This window comes from Pseudomonas fluorescens NCIMB 11764 (genome assembly GCF_000293885.2).
In the GTDB taxonomy this organism is placed as follows: Bacteria; Pseudomonadota; Gammaproteobacteria; order Pseudomonadales; family Pseudomonadaceae; genus Aquipseudomonas; species Aquipseudomonas fluorescens_B.
On the sequence record NZ_CP010945.1, the window covers coordinates 5,168,591 to 5,183,853 of the forward strand.

Consider the following 15,263-nt stretch of genomic DNA (forward strand, 5'->3'; position numbering starts at 1 on the left):
ACCAGAACCAGGGTCGCTTCGCGCCCCAGCGGGAGCAAGCTCCCTCACCACAGATGATCTACATCGCCAGCGGTTACCAGGTCAGCACCGCCCCCACTGCAAAGGTGTCGGTGTCTTCGTTCTGCGCGCTGGTGTCGTGACCGTTGATTTCGAACTGGTTGTACTCGGCCACCAGCTTCAGGTTGTCGTTGACGTCATGGAACAGCGCAATGCCACGAGTCTCGTAGTCTGCGCCGCTGCCGACCACGCCGTTGCCATCGTCCTTGGTCTTGCCGTAGGACAAGGCCAGGCGGTTTTTCCCCAGTTTGTAGGAGCCCTGCAACAGGTAACCGTCACTGTCGACGTTGCGCAACGTCGGTTCGCCGGCGTTATTGGTGAAGAACGGGTTGATGCCCTTGGCCTGGAAGCCGGAACCGGTCAGCGACAACCTGCCCATTTTCGCTTGAACGCCATAGCCGACGCCTTTGGAGGTGACGGACTGCACCGTGGAGTCGGTGTTGTCCGACGTCTGGTAGCTGCCGTTGACCCAGCTGTAAATCTTCGCTCCGGCGACGTCGAACTGATAGGTGATCTCGCTCTCGGTCCGCGGGTTCTCCTGATAAGCCTTGCCCGTCGGGCTGCTGTCGTTGGTGTCCACCGGGTCCATGATCCCCACCGCCACCCGCAAGCCGTCCATCACCGGGGTGCGATAGGTGATCTGCGAGGTCGGGAACGGGTACGGATAACCGCTGCCGATGTTGCCGAACGACACCCCGCCACCATCCACCAGCCCCAGGGTATCGCTGACCTGACCGTAACCGGCGAGCAATTCATCGAGCAGGATGTTGGAACGGGCAAACAGGCCGAAGTCCTTGCCGATCAGCACTTCACCCCATTCAGGGTTGGCCACCGTGCCGTAGAACTGCCGCACATCGATAGCCGTGTCGGTGCCGTTGGTTTCGCTGTCGTTGATCGTCACCCAGAACGACGCCCGGGCGCCGAGCTTGAGATCATCGACCTGCTTGCCCATGTTGAAGCCCAGGTAGTTGGGCAGAAAGCCCATTTTGACCCGCGCCTGTCGACGATCGTATTGATCACCGGCACGGTCCACATCACTGTTCACGTAAAACGCGTTGATATAGCCGTCGGTGGAAAATGTGGTCTGGTCCTTGTCGTACAGCATGATCTCGGCTTCGGCCATTGAGCTCAAACCGAGGGTCGACAGGCCGGCGATCAAGGCTGGCAAGTAACGATGCTTGAAATTCTTATTGTTGTGCATGACGCGCTCCGCAGCGGGGGACTGGATGTCGGAGGCGATTATCGAAAGCTGACCGGCGGCGTCATACGCTGCCTTGGAGGGGGTATTGAAGTGCTTTGGCGTGGCGGGTGGAGTGCAGCAAATTCGGCGTAAGACCGGGCCACGACGAGGGCCCGGAACTTAGGGTGTAAGACCGTTAGACACCCGCTCTGAACAGCATGTAGGCCGCGACCACGACGCAGACGCTGGCGAAGCCGACCTGCAGGACCCTGGCCGGGACTCGGGCGCACAGCTGTCGGCCAATGATCATGCCGACCACGCTTGCAATGATGAATGCCACGCCCAGGCCATCGATCCGCACCCCGGCATGAAACGCACCGATCACGCCGATGGCGGAAATCAGGCTGATCACCATCAGGGACGTCGCCACAATCCCGCGCATCTGCACATCGGTCAGTTGCTTGAACGCCGGGACGATCAGGAACCCGCCGCCGACCCCGAGCAACCCGGAAACCACACCGGTCACCGCGCCGAGTGCGGCCAGGGTCGCGGTGCATTTGGCGGTCCAGGAAAAGCGTCCGGTCTGTTGATCGAGCATGCAGTTTTTCTGGCCCCAGTTGGCGTGCCCGTGGTCGCTCGGGCCTTCGTCCTGGCGCTCGCGGCGCAGCATCCGCCAGGCCACCATGACCATCAGCAGGCTGAACAGAATCATCAGGATCTTTTCCGGCAACTGATGGGCGAAGTAGATGCCGACCGGGGAAAAAATCGCCCCCAGCAATGCAATCAACAGCGCTGCGCGATAACGCACCAAACCATGGCGCAACCCGTCAATCGCCCCGACCGCCGCCGCGCTCCCCACCGCAAACAAGGCGACGGGTGCCGCCTGAGTCATGGTCAGACCCAACCCCAGCACCAGGGCCGGAACCGCAAGAATGCCGCCACCGGCACCGGTCAAGCCGAGGACCAGGCCCATGACCACACCAAAAAAACTTGCCAGCAACATAGAACGCTCGTAATCCATGACAAAAGCCGGGAACGCCCGGTATCGATGACTGACAGGATAGAACCCGCGCAGCTTTTTACATCAATTGAATTGTTGTAGGGCTGGTCAGCGCAGGGAAATTGACACTACCCTCAAGGCTTGTCCCAAAAGAAACGGCCACCATGCCCGCCTTGATTGAAGCCTTCCTCGACCCTGCCTCGTCGACCTACAGTTACGTGATCTACGAAGCCGACGGCGGCCCGTGTGCGATCGTCGACCCGGTGCTCGACTACAACCCGGCCGCCGGACGCACCGCCACCACCCAGGCCGATAAAATCATCGCTTTCGTGGGTGAACATCAGCTACAGGTGCAATGGCTGCTGGAAACCCACGCCCATGCCGATCACTTGTCCGCCGCGCCGTATCTGCGCCGGAAGCTGGGCGGCAGAATTGCGATTGGCCAGTCGATCAGCAAGGTTCAGGGGGTGTTCAAAAGCCTGTTCAATCTTGAACCGGAATTTGCGGTGGACGGTTCGCAATTCGATCATCTGTTCGCCCCGGACGAATCGTTCATGATCGGAAACCTCAAGGCCAAGGCCCTGCATGTGCCCGGTCATACCCCGGCGGACATGGCCTATCTGATCGGCAACAGCATCATTCTGGTGGGCGATACCTTGTTCATGCCGGATGTCGGCACCGCGCGCTGCGACTTCCCCGGCGGCAATGCCAGCCAGTTGTTTGCCTCGATCCAGAAGTTGCTGGCGTTTCCGGCCAGCGTGCGGCTCTACGTTTGTCACGACTATCCGCCTGAAACGCGCGAGCCCCAATGCCAGACCACGGTCGGCGAACAGCGCAAGCGCAACATCCACGTTCACGACGGCATCGACGAAGCCGCGTTCGTTGCGATGCGCACCCAGCGGGATGCGGGGTTGGGCATGCCGACGCTGTTGCTGCCGGTGATTCAGGTGAACGTGCGGGCGGGGCATTTTCCGCCGGCTGAAGAGAATGGCGTCATATACCTGAAGATCCCGATCAACAAGCTCTGAAAATCATAATCAAAGAATCGCAGGCTCCTGCAGGATTCGGTGTCACGGCGTATACCGTCAATGTAGGAGCGGCGAAGCCTGCGATCCTTTGATTTTCAATTGGCCAGTGTCAACCCATTCGCCGGCAACGGCAGCGCGGTTTTATAACGCACCTGCTTCAGCGCAAAGCTCGAACGGATGTTGGCCACGCCGGGAACCTTGGTGAGGAAGTCCATCATGAAGCGTTCCAGCGACTGAATGGTCGGCACCAGCACCCGGATCAGATAATCCGGATCGCCTGCCATCAAATAGCACTCCATCACTTCCGGGCGATCCGAGATCGCTTCCTCGAAATGCTGCAACGCCTCCTCCACCTGTTTTTCCAGGCTGACGTGAATGAACACATTCACATGCAGCCCCAGCAGATCGGCGTCCAGCAGCGTCACTTGCTCGCGAATCAGGCCCAATTCTTCCATCGCCTTGACCCGGTTGAAGCACGGCGTCGGCGACAGGTTAACCGAGCGAGCAAGGTCAGCGTTGGTGATGCGGGCGTTCTCCTGGAGGCTGTTGAGAATGCCGATGTCGGTACGGTCCAGTTTGCGCATGAGACAAAACCACCTGTTTTTTATGTTTATGCAGATTTTTTATCCTCAAATGATCTCAAGCGCAACGAAACAGAGAGAAATATTCTTCTTGGCCGGGCCTATGATTGTTGTAGGACAAGATTTCCTCCACAGAGGAATGACGGTCAGCTCACTACAAGAAATTCACAAGATCGAGCGTAGAAGCCATGAACCAAGCGTACGAACCGCTGCGCCTGCACGTTCCCGAACCTTCGGGCCGCCCAGGCTGCAAAACCGACTTCTCCTACCTGCGTCTGACCGACGCTGGCACGGTGCGCAAACCCGCCATTGACGTAGAACCCGCCGACACCGCCGACCTGGCCAAGGGCTTGATTCGCGTGCTCGACGATCAGGGCAATGCCCTCGGTCCATGGGCCGAAGGCGTCCCGGTCGAGATCCTGCGTAAAGGCATGCGCGCCATGCTCAAGACGCGGATCTATGACAACCGCATGGTTGTCGCTCAACGCCAGAAAAAAATGTCGTTCTACATGCAGAGCCTTGGCGAAGAAGCCATCGGCAGCGGCCAGGCCCTGGCCCTGAATGTCGATGACATGTGCTTCCCGACCTACCGTCAGCAAAGCATCCTGATGGCGCGTGAAGTGCCGCTGGTAGACCTGATCTGCCAACTGTTGTCCAACGAGCGCGATCCGCTCAAAGGCCGTCAGTTGCCGATCATGTATTCGGTCAAGGATTTCGGCTTCTTCACCATTTCCGGCAACCTCGCCACCCAATTCGTACAAGCCGTAGGCTGGGGCATGGCCTCGGCGATCAAGGGCGACACCAAAATCGCCTCGGCCTGGATCGGCGACGGCGCCACGGCTGAATCCGATTTCCACACCGCCCTCACCTTCGCCCACGTTTACCGTGCGCCGGTGATCCTCAACGTGGTCAACAACCAGTGGGCGATCTCCACCTTCCAGGCGATTGCCGGCGGTGAAGCGACCACGTTTGCCGGTCGTGGCGTCGGTTGCGGTATTGCCTCCCTGCGGGTCGATGGCAACGATTTTGTCGCGGTCTACGCCGCCTCCGCCTGGGCCGCCGAACGCGCCCGCCGCAACCTCGGCCCGACCATGATCGAATGGGTCACCTACCGTGCCGGCCCGCACTCGACATCCGATGATCCATCCAAATACCGTCCTGCCGACGACTGGAGCTACTTCCCGTTGGGCGATCCGATTGCGCGCCTCAAGCAGCACCTGGTGAAAATCGGCCACTGGTCCGAAGAGGAACACATTGCCGTCAGCGCCGAACTGGAAGCTGAAGTGATCGCCGCGCAGAAAGAAGCCGAGCAGTACGGCACCCTCGCCGGCGGCCAGATTCCGAGCGCCGCGACCATGTTCGAAGACGTCTACAAAGAGATGCCGGAGCACTTGAAGCGCCAGCGTCAAGAGTTGGGGATCTGACATGAACGATCACAACAATAAAATCGAGTTGGAAACCGCCATGACCACGACCACCATGACCATGATCCAGGCCCTGCGCTCGGCCATGGATGTGATGCTTGAGCGTGACGACAACGTCGTGGTGTTCGGCCAGGACGTGGGCTATTTCGGTGGCGTGTTCCGCTGCACCGAAGGCTTGCAGAACAAGTACGGCACTTCTCGCGTATTCGACGCGCCGATCTCCGAAAGCGGCATCGTCGGTGTTGCCGTGGGCATGGGCGCTTACGGTTTGCGCCCGGTGGCCGAAATCCAGTTCGCCGATTACGTCTACCCGGCGTCGGACCAGATCATTTCCGAAGCCGCCCGCCTGCGTTATCGCTCGGCCGGCGAGTTCACCGCACCGATGACCCTGCGCATGCCTTGCGGCGGCGGCATCTACGGTGGCCAGACCCACAGCCAAAGTATCGAGGCGATGTTCACTCAAGTCTGCGGCTTGCGCACGGTCATGCCGTCCAACCCGTACGACGCCAAAGGCTTGCTGATCGCCTCCATCGAAAACGATGACCCGGTGATCTTCCTTGAGCCGAAACGCCTGTACAACGGCCCGTTCGATGGCCACCACGAACGTCCCGTCACCCCGTGGTCGAAACACCCGGCTGCGCAAGTGCCGGACGGTTACTACACCGTACCGCTGGACGTGGCCGCCATCACCCGTCCGGGCAAGGACGTGACCATCCTGACTTATGGCACTACGGTCTACGTATCGCAAGTCGCCGCTGAAGAAACCGGGATCGACGCTGAAGTCATCGACCTGCGCAGCCTGTGGCCACTGGACCTGGAAACCATCGTCAAGTCGGTGAAGAAAACCGGCCGTTGCGTGGTCGTTCACGAAGCCACCCGTACTTGCGGCTTCGGCGCCGAACTGGTCGCCCTGGTGCAAGAGCATTGCTTCCATCACCTGGAAGCGCCGATCGAACGCGTCACCGGCTGGGACACCCCCTACCCGCACGCGCAAGAGTGGGCGTATTTCCCTGGTCCGTCCCGGGTGGGCGCGGCGTTGAAACGGGTCATGGAGGTCTGAATGGGCACGCACGTTATTAAAATGCCGGACATTGGCGAAGGCATTGCAGAAGTTGAACTGTCGGTGTGGCACGTCAAGGTCGGCGACATGGTCGTCGAAGATCAGGTGCTGGCCGATGTAATGACCGACAAGGCGATGGTCGACATTCCTTCGCCGGTGCACGGCAAGGTGATCGCGCTGGGCGGTGTGCCCGGCGAAGTCATGGCGGTGGGCAGCGTCCTGATCAGCATTGAAGTCGAAGGCGCGGGCAATGTTAAAGAGTCGGCTCAGCCTGTGGCTGCTGCCGTAAAAGAAGCACCGGCGCCGAAAGTCGAAGCCGTTGTGGAAAGCAAACCAGCCCCTGCTGTGGCGCCACGAGCAGCCGTATGCCAAGGCCCGATGGTGGCTCGCGAAGCCGATGAACGCCCGTTGGCGTCCCCGGCCGTACGCAAACATGCCCTTGATCTCGGCATCCAGTTGCGTCTGGTGCGTGGCACCGGCCCTGCCGGTCGCGTGCTGCACGAAGACCTCGAGGCCTATCTGGCGCAAGGTCAGTCGAATGCATCGACCGCCACTGCCGCATACGCACAGCGCAACGACGAAGAACAAATCCCGGTCATCGGCATGCGTCGCAAGATTGCCCAGCGCATGCAGGACGCCACGCAACGCGCTGCCCACTTCAGTTATGTCGAAGAAATCGATGTCACGGCCGTGGAAGAGTTGCGCGCACACCTGAATGAAAAACACGGCGCGACCCGGGGCAAGTTGACACTGCTGCCGTTCCTCGTCCGTGCGCTGGTCGTCGCCCTGCGCGACTTCCCGCAGATCAATGCCCGTTACGACGACGAAGCCCAGGTCATCACCCGCCTCGGCGCGGTGCATGTGGGCATCGCCACCCAGGCCGACATCGGCTTGATGGTGCCGGTGGTGCGTCACGCTGAAGCTCGCAGTTTGTGGGACAACGCTCAGGAAATCTCCCGCTTGGCCACCGCCGCGCGCACTGGCAAGGCCGCCCGCGATGAACTGTCCGGCTCGAGCATTACCCTGACCAGTCTCGGCGCGTTGGGCGGGATCGTCAGTACGCCAGTGCTGAACCTGCCGGAAGTGGCAATCGTCGGCGTCAACAAAATCGTCGAACGCCCGATGGTCGTCAAAGGCCAGATCGTGATCCGCAAGATGATGAACCTCTCCAGTTCCTTCGATCATCGCGTGGTCGATGGCATGGACGCGGCGCAATTCATCCAGGCCGTGCGTGGCCTGCTCGAACAACCCGCCACCCTGTTCGTGGAGTAAGACATGCAGACTTTGAACACCACGTTGCTGATCGTCGGCGGCGGCCCTGGCGGTTATGTGACGGCAATTCGTGCTGGCCAGCTGGGCATTTCAACCATATTGGTGGAAGGCGAATCGCTGGGCGGGACGTGCCTGAACATCGGCTGTATTCCATCGAAAGCCTTGATTCACGTTGCCGAACAATTCCATCAGACTCAGCACCACAGCAAAAACTCGGCATTGGGCATCAGCGTTTCCGCGCCGACCCTCGACATCAGCAAGAGTGTCGAGTGGAAGGATGGCATCGTTGATCGCCTGACCACCGGCGTCTCGGCGCTGCTGAAGAAAAACAAGGTTCAGGTCATTCAGGGCTGGGCGAAAGTGATCGACGGCAAGACCGTTGAAGTCGGCGACACACGGATTCAGTGCGAGCACCTGGTGCTGGCCACCGGATCGAAAAGCGTGAACCTGCCGATGCTACCGATTGGCGGGCCGATCATTTCCTCCACCGAAGCCCTGGCGCCGACTGCTGTACCGAAACGCCTGGTCGTGGTCGGCGGCGGTTACATCGGCCTGGAGCTGGGGATTGCCTATCGCAAGCTCGGTGCCGACGTCAGCGTGGTCGAGGCGCAGGATCGTATCCTGCCGGCCTACGACGCCGAACTGACCCAGCCTGTTCACGATGAACTGAAAAAACTTGGCGTGAAGCTTTACTTGAAACATAGCGTCCAAGGCTTTGATTCTTCTAGCAATACTCTGCAAGTTCTTGAACCGGGTGGCGACACGATGAACCTGGAAACCGATCAGGTGCTAGTGGCTGTGGGCCGCAAACCGAACACTCAGGGTTGGAACCTCGAAGCGCTGAATCTGGACATGAATGGCTCGGCGATCAAGATCGATAACCGCTGCCAGACCAGCATGCGTAACGTTTACGCCATCGGCGACCTGAGCGGCGAACCGATGCTTGCACACCGGGCCATGGCTCAGGGCGAGATGGTCGCCGAGTTGATCAGCGGTAAAACCCGCGAATTCAACCCGACCGCTATTGCCGCCGTGTGCTTCACCGACCCGGAACTGGTGGTAGTCGGCAAGACCCCGGACGACGTCAAGGCGGCGGGCCTGGACTGCATCGTTTCGAGCTTCCCGTTCGCGGCCAATGGCCGGGCGATGACGCTGGAGTCGAAAAGCGGCTTCGTGCGAGTCGTCGCTCGTCGGGACAATCATGTGATTGTCGGTTGGCAGGCGGTCGGTGTGGGTGTTTCGGAATTGTCGACCGCGTTTGGCCAGAGCCTGGAAATGGGCGCCCGGCTGGAAGACATTGCGGGCACGATTCACGCGCATCCAACCTTGGGTGAAGCGGTGCAGGAAGCCGCGTTGCGTGCTTTGGGGCATGCGCTGCACCTGTGATTCAGAGAAAAAGGATGGCAGCAGAGATGGCCCCATCGCCCGCAGCTAGCTCCCACGTTTGGAATGCGTTCTCCTGTGGGAGCTAACCTGCTGGCGATTTCTTGAGGCCAACCCGATTTATCTGCCTGTCATCCGATAGTCCGGGCTGCGAAACAGGCCCGGAATGAAGTATTGTTGTCCCCATCCAAAAAACGTCAGAAGCCTTGAACCGTTTCGGCGGTTGTTAAGTGATAGAGGGTGTCATGGGTAACGAAAGCATCAATTGGGACAAGCTGGGTTTTGATTACATCAAGACAGACAAGCGCTATCTGTCGCACTGGCGTAATGGCGAGTGGGACAAAGGCACCCTGACCGAAGACAATGTGCTGCACATCAGCGAAGGCTCCACTGCCCTTCACTATGGCCAGCAGTGCTTCGAAGGCCTGAAGGCCTATCGTTGCAAGGACGGCTCGATCAACCTGTTCCGCCCGGACCAGAACGCCGCACGCATGCAACGCAGCTGCGCCCGCCTGCTGATGCCACAGGTGTCCACCGAGCAGTTCATCGAAGCCTGCAAGGACGTGGTCCGTGCCAACGAGCGTTTCATCCCGCCTTACGGCACCGGCGGCGCGCTGTACCTGCGTCCGTTCGTGATCGGCGTGGGTGACAACATCGGCGTGCGTACCGCACCGGAATTCATTTTCTCGATCTTCTGCATCCCGGTCGGCGCTTACTTCAAGGGTGGCCTGACCCCGCACAACTTCCTGATCTCCAGCTACGACCGTGCCGCTCCACAAGGCACCGGCGCAGCCAAGGTCGGTGGCAACTACGCCGCCAGCCTGATGCCAGGTTCCCAGGCCAAGAAAGCGCATTTCGCCGACTGCATTTACCTGGACCCGATGACCCACACCAAGATCGAGGAAGTCGGTTCGGCCAACTTCTTCGGGATCACCCACGACAACAAGTTCGTGACCCCGAACTCGCCGTCGGTCCTGCCGGGCATCACCCGCCTGTCGTTGATCGAGCTGGCCAAGACGCGTCTGGGCCTGGAAGTGGTTGAAGGCGACGTGTTCATCGACAAGCTGTCCGACTTCAAGGAAGCCGGCGCTTGCGGCACGGCGGCCGTGATCACCCCGATCGGCGGCATCAGCTACAACGACCACCTGCATGTGTTCCACAGCGAAACAGAGGTCGGCCCGGTTACCCAGAAGCTCTACAAAGAGCTGACGGGCGTACAGACTGGCGAGATCGAAGCGCCAGCAGGCTGGATCGTCAAGGTTTGATCCAGCACTTCAGGCACTAAAGAAGCCCACCCCTCGCGAATGCGTCGGGTGGGTTTTTTGTTGGCCGGGCGTCTTTCAGCGCCGGTCACTTGCAGGCGAATCACCTTGCGCCCCCACCTGTCCGGAATCCTTTTCGATCCGCGCAAACAACCACTCGACAAACACTCGTGCCTGCGCCGTCACATCCGGCGCAACACCGTAGTAATAACGCGGCAACGGCATCCGCAACTCGGGCAACGGGCAAATCAGGCGACCGCTCGAAAGGTGGGTGCCCAGCAAAGAGGTCGGGCACAAGGCGATGCCCTGCCCATCCACGGCGGCCTCAAGCACCAGGTGCATGTGATCAAACTGCCGGGTGAGCTGAGTGGCTGACTGGGTTTGACCAAAGTGCAGGGCCCAATTGTGCCAGTCTTCGCGACGCGCCTTGGCGGTCAGTAACGTGTGCCGCCCCAGGGACGCGAGGTCCTCAAGGGCCTGGCGCTGGATGAGCGAGGGTGCCGCGACCAGCAACAGCTCGTCTTCGAAGAGGGCTTGCGCCTCAATCGCCGGGGCCCAATCGTCACGACCACGGCGTATGACGATGTCAAACCCGTCGCGTGCATGATCCGGTGCCTGGGTCTGGGTGATCACCTGCGGCGTGATGTCCGGGTGCTGCGCAATGAAATCCTCCAGCCTGGGCATCAGCCAGAGCATGGCAAAGGAGGGACGGACATTGATCTTCACGGTCGGCAGCGACGCATGGTGTTTGAGCGCAGCGGCGGCGTTGGCGATCTGCGCCAGCCCGGCACTGACTTGTTCATAAAAGCGCTGACCGGCCGGCGTCAGCACCGATTGGCGGATACGCCGCTCGAACAGCAGCACCCCCAAGTGTTCCTCAAGCAATTTGATATGTCGGCTGACGGCACTGTGACTGACATGCAGCTCCTCGGCCGCCAGGCTGAAACTCTGATAACGAGCAGCAACAGCGAAAGCGCGCACAGCATTAAGCGGTGGTAGTTGATTAATCATGCGTCTAATTTAGTCACCTATGCGCTGCATTTAAAGTGTTTGTCACGCCCACGTCGTCGCGCCAATCTGCCTGCACCACCTGACGGAGCAAGACATGAACAGCTACGGACTCTTTCTACTGTTTGCCACCCTGACCATTTTGAGCCCAGGACCTGGCGTGGTGCTGACCCTTTCCAACGCGGTGCGCCACGGATGGACAGGGGCGGTGCCGGGCATTCTGGGGATCGCGTCGGGGGCGTTTGTCGTAGCCACCATCAGCGCCACGAGTGTCGGCCTGATCCTCAGCACCTCCGCCAATGCCTTTACCGTATTGAAATACGCAGGGGCCATCTATTTGTTGTACCTGGGTTACAAAAGCTGGCGCTCGGATCGTTTCAGTACGCAGCTTGAAACGCGCCCCTCAAGTCCGGGCTATCGCTTCCTTGAAGCGGCTTCCATCCAGTTGTTGAACCCCAAAGCTGTGTTTTTCTTTCTGGCGGTGTTCCCGCAATTCATCGACACCTCGGCGCACTTCTCCACCCAGTTCTTCAAGCTCGTCGCCTCCTACGCCGTACTGGTTGTTCTGGTGCATGGCAGCTATGCCTTGCTCGCCAATGCCGCCAAAGGCTGGTTATCGAGCGCGAAAGGTTCCTGGCTGGCGGCGAAAGTCTCGGGCGTGACCTTCGCCGGTTTCGGCGTACTGATGGCCTCGGCCAATCGTTAAGGCGCAGAACTGGCGATCGCGCGGCGCTTGGGCTCGGTGGACGCAGGTTGTGCTGTCGTGACCTGGACCGGCAGTTCAACGGCAAACCGGCTGCTGAATTCCTTTCGCCCCGTTGCCGTCAACGTCAGCGCCCGACTGTCCAGATCCTGAGTCACCCATTTGCGCTGGATCGCCGTCTGCAGCAACGCCGCCCCCAGTGAACCGCCCAGATGCGGCCGGCGCATGCTCCAGTCCAGGCAGGGACAGGCGAACCGCCGCCTCAGGGTGCTCAGGTCCTTGACCTCAATGCCCAATCCTTCAAACAGCGCTTCGCCGCTGTCGCTCAGCCGATAGGCCTGCTCATCGGTGTCCAGCAACCAGCCGTTTTCCAGCAGCCGGTCATGCAACAACACCGCCAGCGTGCCGGCCATATGGTCGTAGCACGTGCGGGCAAATTGCAGGCGGTCCGGCGTGCGCGGGTTGAAGGTCGGCGCCGTGTTCTGGCCGATCACCATCAATGCTTCCAGTGCCTGGGCCACGCGCTTGTCCGCCAGATTGTAGTAGCGATGGCGTCCCTGAACGTGCAGGCGCACCAGCGCCAACTCCTTGAGTTTGGCCAGGTGCGCGCTGGCGGTGGAAGCGCTGACCTCGGCAATCGCCGCCAACTCTGTGCTGGTGCGGGCGTGGCCGTCCATCAATGAGCAGAGGATCCTGGTCCGCGCCGGTTCCGCAATCGCGGCGGCCACTTGAGAAACGCCGATGTCGTGTTGTTCTACGTTCATATTTCGCTCCCGGACGAATCAAGGGCCATTCGGACTGGAGATAGTAGCAACACTTTTTCAACCACGAACAAGGTTGCGCCCCATGGACCCGATCATCGCTGCGACTCACGCCGATCCTTATCCTTATTACGCGCAATTGCGCGCTCAAGGTGGGCTGGTTTTCCACGAAGGACTAAAGCTGTGGGTCGCCAGCAGCGCCAAGGCTGTGGCGGCGGTGCTCGCGCATGCTGACTGTCATGTGCGGCCGGCTCATGAGCCGGTGCCCAAGGCCATTGCCAGCGGTGTGGCCGGCAAGGTCTTCAGTCAGTTGATGCGGATGAACGAGGGCGAACGCCAGCGCTGCCCGAGGTCGGCCATTCAACCAGGGCTGGCGATGATCGACAGGGATGAGATCACTGCGCTGGTCGGCGCGCGATTGATCAGTGCGGATGCCGATGGGCTGCACAAGGCGATGTTCCGTGGCCCGGTGTGCGTGGTGGCGGCCCTGCTGGGGTTCACGCCTGCGCAGGGCCGGATCGTCAGTGAGCTGACCGCGGAGTTCGTCGCGTGCCTGTCGCCCCTCAGCGATCAGGCACAACTGGACGATGCCCATGCGGCGGCGGAACAGTTGAGCGGTTATTTCGTCGAATTGCTGGATGACCCGGACAATCAAAGCGGCTTGCTCGCCGGTATTCGCCAGCGGTTTGCGGCGGGTTCCGCCGACAGCGATGCAATGATCGCCAATCTCATCGGCCTGCTCTCCCAGACCTATGAGGCCACCGCCGGGCTGATCGGTAACGCGTTGTTGGCGTTGATTCGAAACCCACAGTGGCTGAGTGATTCGATCAGCATTGACGACCTGGTAGCTGAGGCCCAGCGTTTCGATCCATCGGTTCAGAACACCCGCCGGTTTGTCGCCGCCCCCTGTGAAATCGAAGGTGTGAGCCTGCAGCCCGGCGATGTGATTCTGCTGCTGCTGGCTTCGGCCAATCGTGACCTGCAGCTCAATGATCAGCCTGATACCTTCATGTTCGAGCGTCCGCAGCGTCACAGCTTCACTTTCGGTTCGGGACGTCATCAATGCCCGGGCCAGACGCTCGCCCTGAACATCGCCAGCGCCACATTGGCGCAGATCCTGGCCTTGAAACCCTTGCTGGGCCGATTGACCTGGCACTACCGCCCTTCCCTGAATGGTCGAATTCCACTGTTCGCATGAAGGGCCAATTAGTTACATCAGGTTAAAGGTGAAATGACTGGCGATGCGTTTATCACGACGGACTTTCTCCATAGAGTCAGGCTGATAACAGTCAGCGAGGCGCCATCGATGCAAACCCAACTGGACAAGTCACTGAGTGCTTTTGCGCGAGCAGACCTCCTGCAAGGTTCAACGCCCATTCAGCGCGCCGAACGTCTCGAACAGCTGTTGGGCCTGCAGACCCGGGGAATCCGCCTGTTTCTCAAGCGCGACGATCACATGCTGCTGGGCGGTGGCGGCAACAAGCTGCGCAAACTCGAATTCCACATCGGTGCCGCGCAGCAGGCCGGCATCGATACGGTCATTACCGTGGGCGGTGTGCAGTCCAACCATGCGCGACTGACCGCGGCGGTCTGCGCGCGTCTGGGCATCGATTGCGAATTAATCCTCACCCGCTCGGTGCCCAAATCCGAGGTGGATTACGAACTCAACGGCAACGTGCTGCTCGACCAATTGTTTGGCGCACAGCTGCAAGTGCTTGCCGCAGGCACCGACTCACTCGCCCGGGCCGAGGCGCGAGCGGCGCAACTTCGGGAATCGGGGCGCAAGGTGCTGGTGATTTCCATGGGCGGCTCAACCCCGCTGGGCAGTCTCGGCTATGCGCGTTGCGCAGCGGAAATCGCGGAGCAGGAGACGGCGCTCGGCCTCACCTTCACCCAGGTCGTGGTGCCCAACGGCAGCGCCGGCACCCACGCCGGGCTCGCGACCGGTTTCCAGTTGCTGGGCCGAGGCACATCCCTCGTCAAGTCTTACTCGGTGTTATCGGATCGCGACTCGTCAGCGACCCGAACCCTGAAACTGACCCGGGACACCCTGGCGTTACTGGGCAGCAACGCCCTCGTACCGCCCGAGGACATCGTGATTGACGGCAGTCAGCTGGGCGAGGGTTACGGTCTGCCGACCCAGGCCATGCAAGACGCCGTACGCCTGATGGCGCGCGCGGAAGGTCTGTTGATCGACCCTGTGTATTCCGGCAAAGCGTTTGCGGGCCTGTTGGCCGATCTGAAACAAGGTCGTTTCCGTGGCGGCGACAACGTGCTGTTCGTGATGACCGGCGGCACGCCTGGGTTGTATGCCTATCGGGAAACGTTTCAGGATTAAAAGCCGATCCTCAAGAAACAAGAAGAGTCTTAATGACTGCAAAAGCAGTCACTAAGACTCTTCAATGACTTAGTCAAAATAACAACACCCTCCGTGCAAACCGCAATCTGCAAGGCTTTTGGCATTGGCCCGTTTTTTGAAGACGTTCTCGCGCGCTCGATTGGCCTGCGAACGCACCAACCAAAAAACAGGCTGCCCATGAGTAA

The 15,263-nt window shown here is 60.2% G+C and carries 14 protein-coding genes; 9 read left to right on the top strand and 5 right to left on the bottom strand.

The features are described from left to right. Nucleotides 1-73: 73 nt before the first annotated feature. Together B723_RS23440 and B723_RS23445 are read right to left on the bottom strand one after the other, a co-directional pair. Nucleotides 74-1,258 carry a porin gene (locus tag B723_RS23440; protein WP_017339469.1) on the bottom strand — a complete coding sequence of 395 codons (1,185 nt, stop codon included), beginning with the start codon at nucleotides 1,256-1,258 and terminating at the stop codon, nucleotides 74-76. A gap of 175 nt (nucleotides 1,259-1,433) precedes the next feature. After that, nucleotides 1,434-2,240 carry a sulfite exporter TauE/SafE family protein gene (locus tag B723_RS23445; protein ID WP_017339470.1) on the bottom strand — a complete coding sequence of 269 codons (807 nt, stop codon included), beginning with the start codon at nucleotides 2,238-2,240 and terminating at the stop codon, nucleotides 1,434-1,436. Between the two features lie 161 nt (nucleotides 2,241-2,401). On the opposite strand from B723_RS23445, the gene B723_RS23450 reads away from it, so the two are divergent. Continuing rightward, the gene (locus B723_RS23450) at nucleotides 2,402-3,265 is read left to right on the top strand and encodes an MBL fold metallo-hydrolase (RefSeq protein WP_017339471.1); all 864 of its coding nucleotides are present in this window, start codon (nucleotides 2,402-2,404) and stop codon (nucleotides 3,263-3,265) included. Between the two features lie 95 nt (nucleotides 3,266-3,360). On the opposite strand, the gene bkdR is transcribed toward B723_RS23450, so the two are convergent. Beyond that, entirely contained in the window at nucleotides 3,361-3,849 is a 489-nt protein-coding gene (gene bkdR, locus B723_RS23455; protein ID WP_017339472.1) for a Bkd operon transcriptional regulator BkdR, read from the bottom strand. A gap of 185 nt (nucleotides 3,850-4,034) precedes the next feature. Here bkdR and B723_RS23460 point away from each other — a divergent pair, with 185 nt between their 5' ends. The 5 genes from B723_RS23460 to B723_RS23480 all read left to right on the top strand — a co-directional run bounded on the left by B723_RS23460 (nucleotide 4,035) and on the right by B723_RS23480 (nucleotide 10,250). Then, nucleotides 4,035-5,270 carry a 3-methyl-2-oxobutanoate dehydrogenase (2-methylpropanoyl-transferring) subunit alpha gene (locus B723_RS23460; RefSeq protein WP_017339473.1) on the top strand — a complete coding sequence of 412 codons (1,236 nt, stop codon included), beginning with the start codon at nucleotides 4,035-4,037 and terminating at the stop codon, nucleotides 5,268-5,270. Nucleotide 5,271: 1 nt separating this feature from the next. Further along, complete coding sequence (locus B723_RS23465; protein WP_017339474.1) at nucleotides 5,272-6,330, top strand: alpha-ketoacid dehydrogenase subunit beta; 1,059 nt, start codon at nucleotides 5,272-5,274, stop codon at nucleotides 6,328-6,330. Then, nucleotides 6,331-7,602, top strand: coding sequence for a dihydrolipoamide acetyltransferase family protein (locus B723_RS23470; protein ID WP_017339475.1), 1,272 nt, complete (start codon nucleotides 6,331-6,333; stop codon nucleotides 7,600-7,602). A gap of 3 nt (nucleotides 7,603-7,605) precedes the next feature. Continuing rightward, nucleotides 7,606-8,988, top strand: coding sequence for a dihydrolipoyl dehydrogenase (gene lpdA, locus B723_RS23475; protein ID WP_017339476.1), 1,383 nt, complete (start codon nucleotides 7,606-7,608; stop codon nucleotides 8,986-8,988). A 242-nt stretch (nucleotides 8,989-9,230) separates the two neighbouring features. Continuing rightward, nucleotides 9,231-10,250: a branched-chain amino acid aminotransferase gene (locus B723_RS23480; protein WP_017339477.1), complete on the top strand. Its 1,020-nt coding sequence runs from the start codon at nucleotides 9,231-9,233 to the stop codon at nucleotides 10,248-10,250. Between the two features lie 75 nt (nucleotides 10,251-10,325). Here B723_RS23480 and B723_RS23485 read toward each other — a convergent pair whose 3' ends face one another. Beyond that, on the bottom strand, nucleotides 10,326-11,258 hold the full coding sequence (locus B723_RS23485) for a LysR substrate-binding domain-containing protein (protein ID WP_017339478.1): 933 nt from the start codon (nucleotides 11,256-11,258) through the stop codon (nucleotides 10,326-10,328). A gap of 94 nt (nucleotides 11,259-11,352) precedes the next feature. Here B723_RS23485 and B723_RS23490 point away from each other — a divergent pair, with 94 nt between their 5' ends. After that, nucleotides 11,353-11,961, top strand: a complete 609-nt coding sequence (locus B723_RS23490; RefSeq protein WP_017339479.1) for a LysE family translocator — start codon at nucleotides 11,353-11,355, stop codon at nucleotides 11,959-11,961. Here B723_RS23490 and B723_RS23495 read toward each other — a convergent pair. Then, entirely contained in the window at nucleotides 11,958-12,722 is a 765-nt protein-coding gene (locus B723_RS23495) for an ArsR/SmtB family transcription factor (protein ID WP_017339480.1), read from the bottom strand. The genes B723_RS23490 and B723_RS23495 overlap by 4 nt on opposite strands. Before the next feature lie 82 nt (nucleotides 12,723-12,804). Between B723_RS23495 and B723_RS23500 the strand changes: the two genes are divergently transcribed. Both B723_RS23500 and B723_RS23505 read left to right on the top strand, forming a co-directional pair. Beyond that, complete coding sequence (locus B723_RS23500; RefSeq protein WP_017339481.1) at nucleotides 12,805-13,917, top strand: cytochrome P450; 1,113 nt, start codon at nucleotides 12,805-12,807, stop codon at nucleotides 13,915-13,917. 108 nt (nucleotides 13,918-14,025) lie between these two features. Further along, nucleotides 14,026-15,057, top strand: coding sequence for a D-cysteine desulfhydrase family protein (locus B723_RS23505; protein WP_017339482.1), 1,032 nt, complete (start codon nucleotides 14,026-14,028; stop codon nucleotides 15,055-15,057). Nucleotides 15,058-15,263 lie beyond the last annotated feature (206 nt).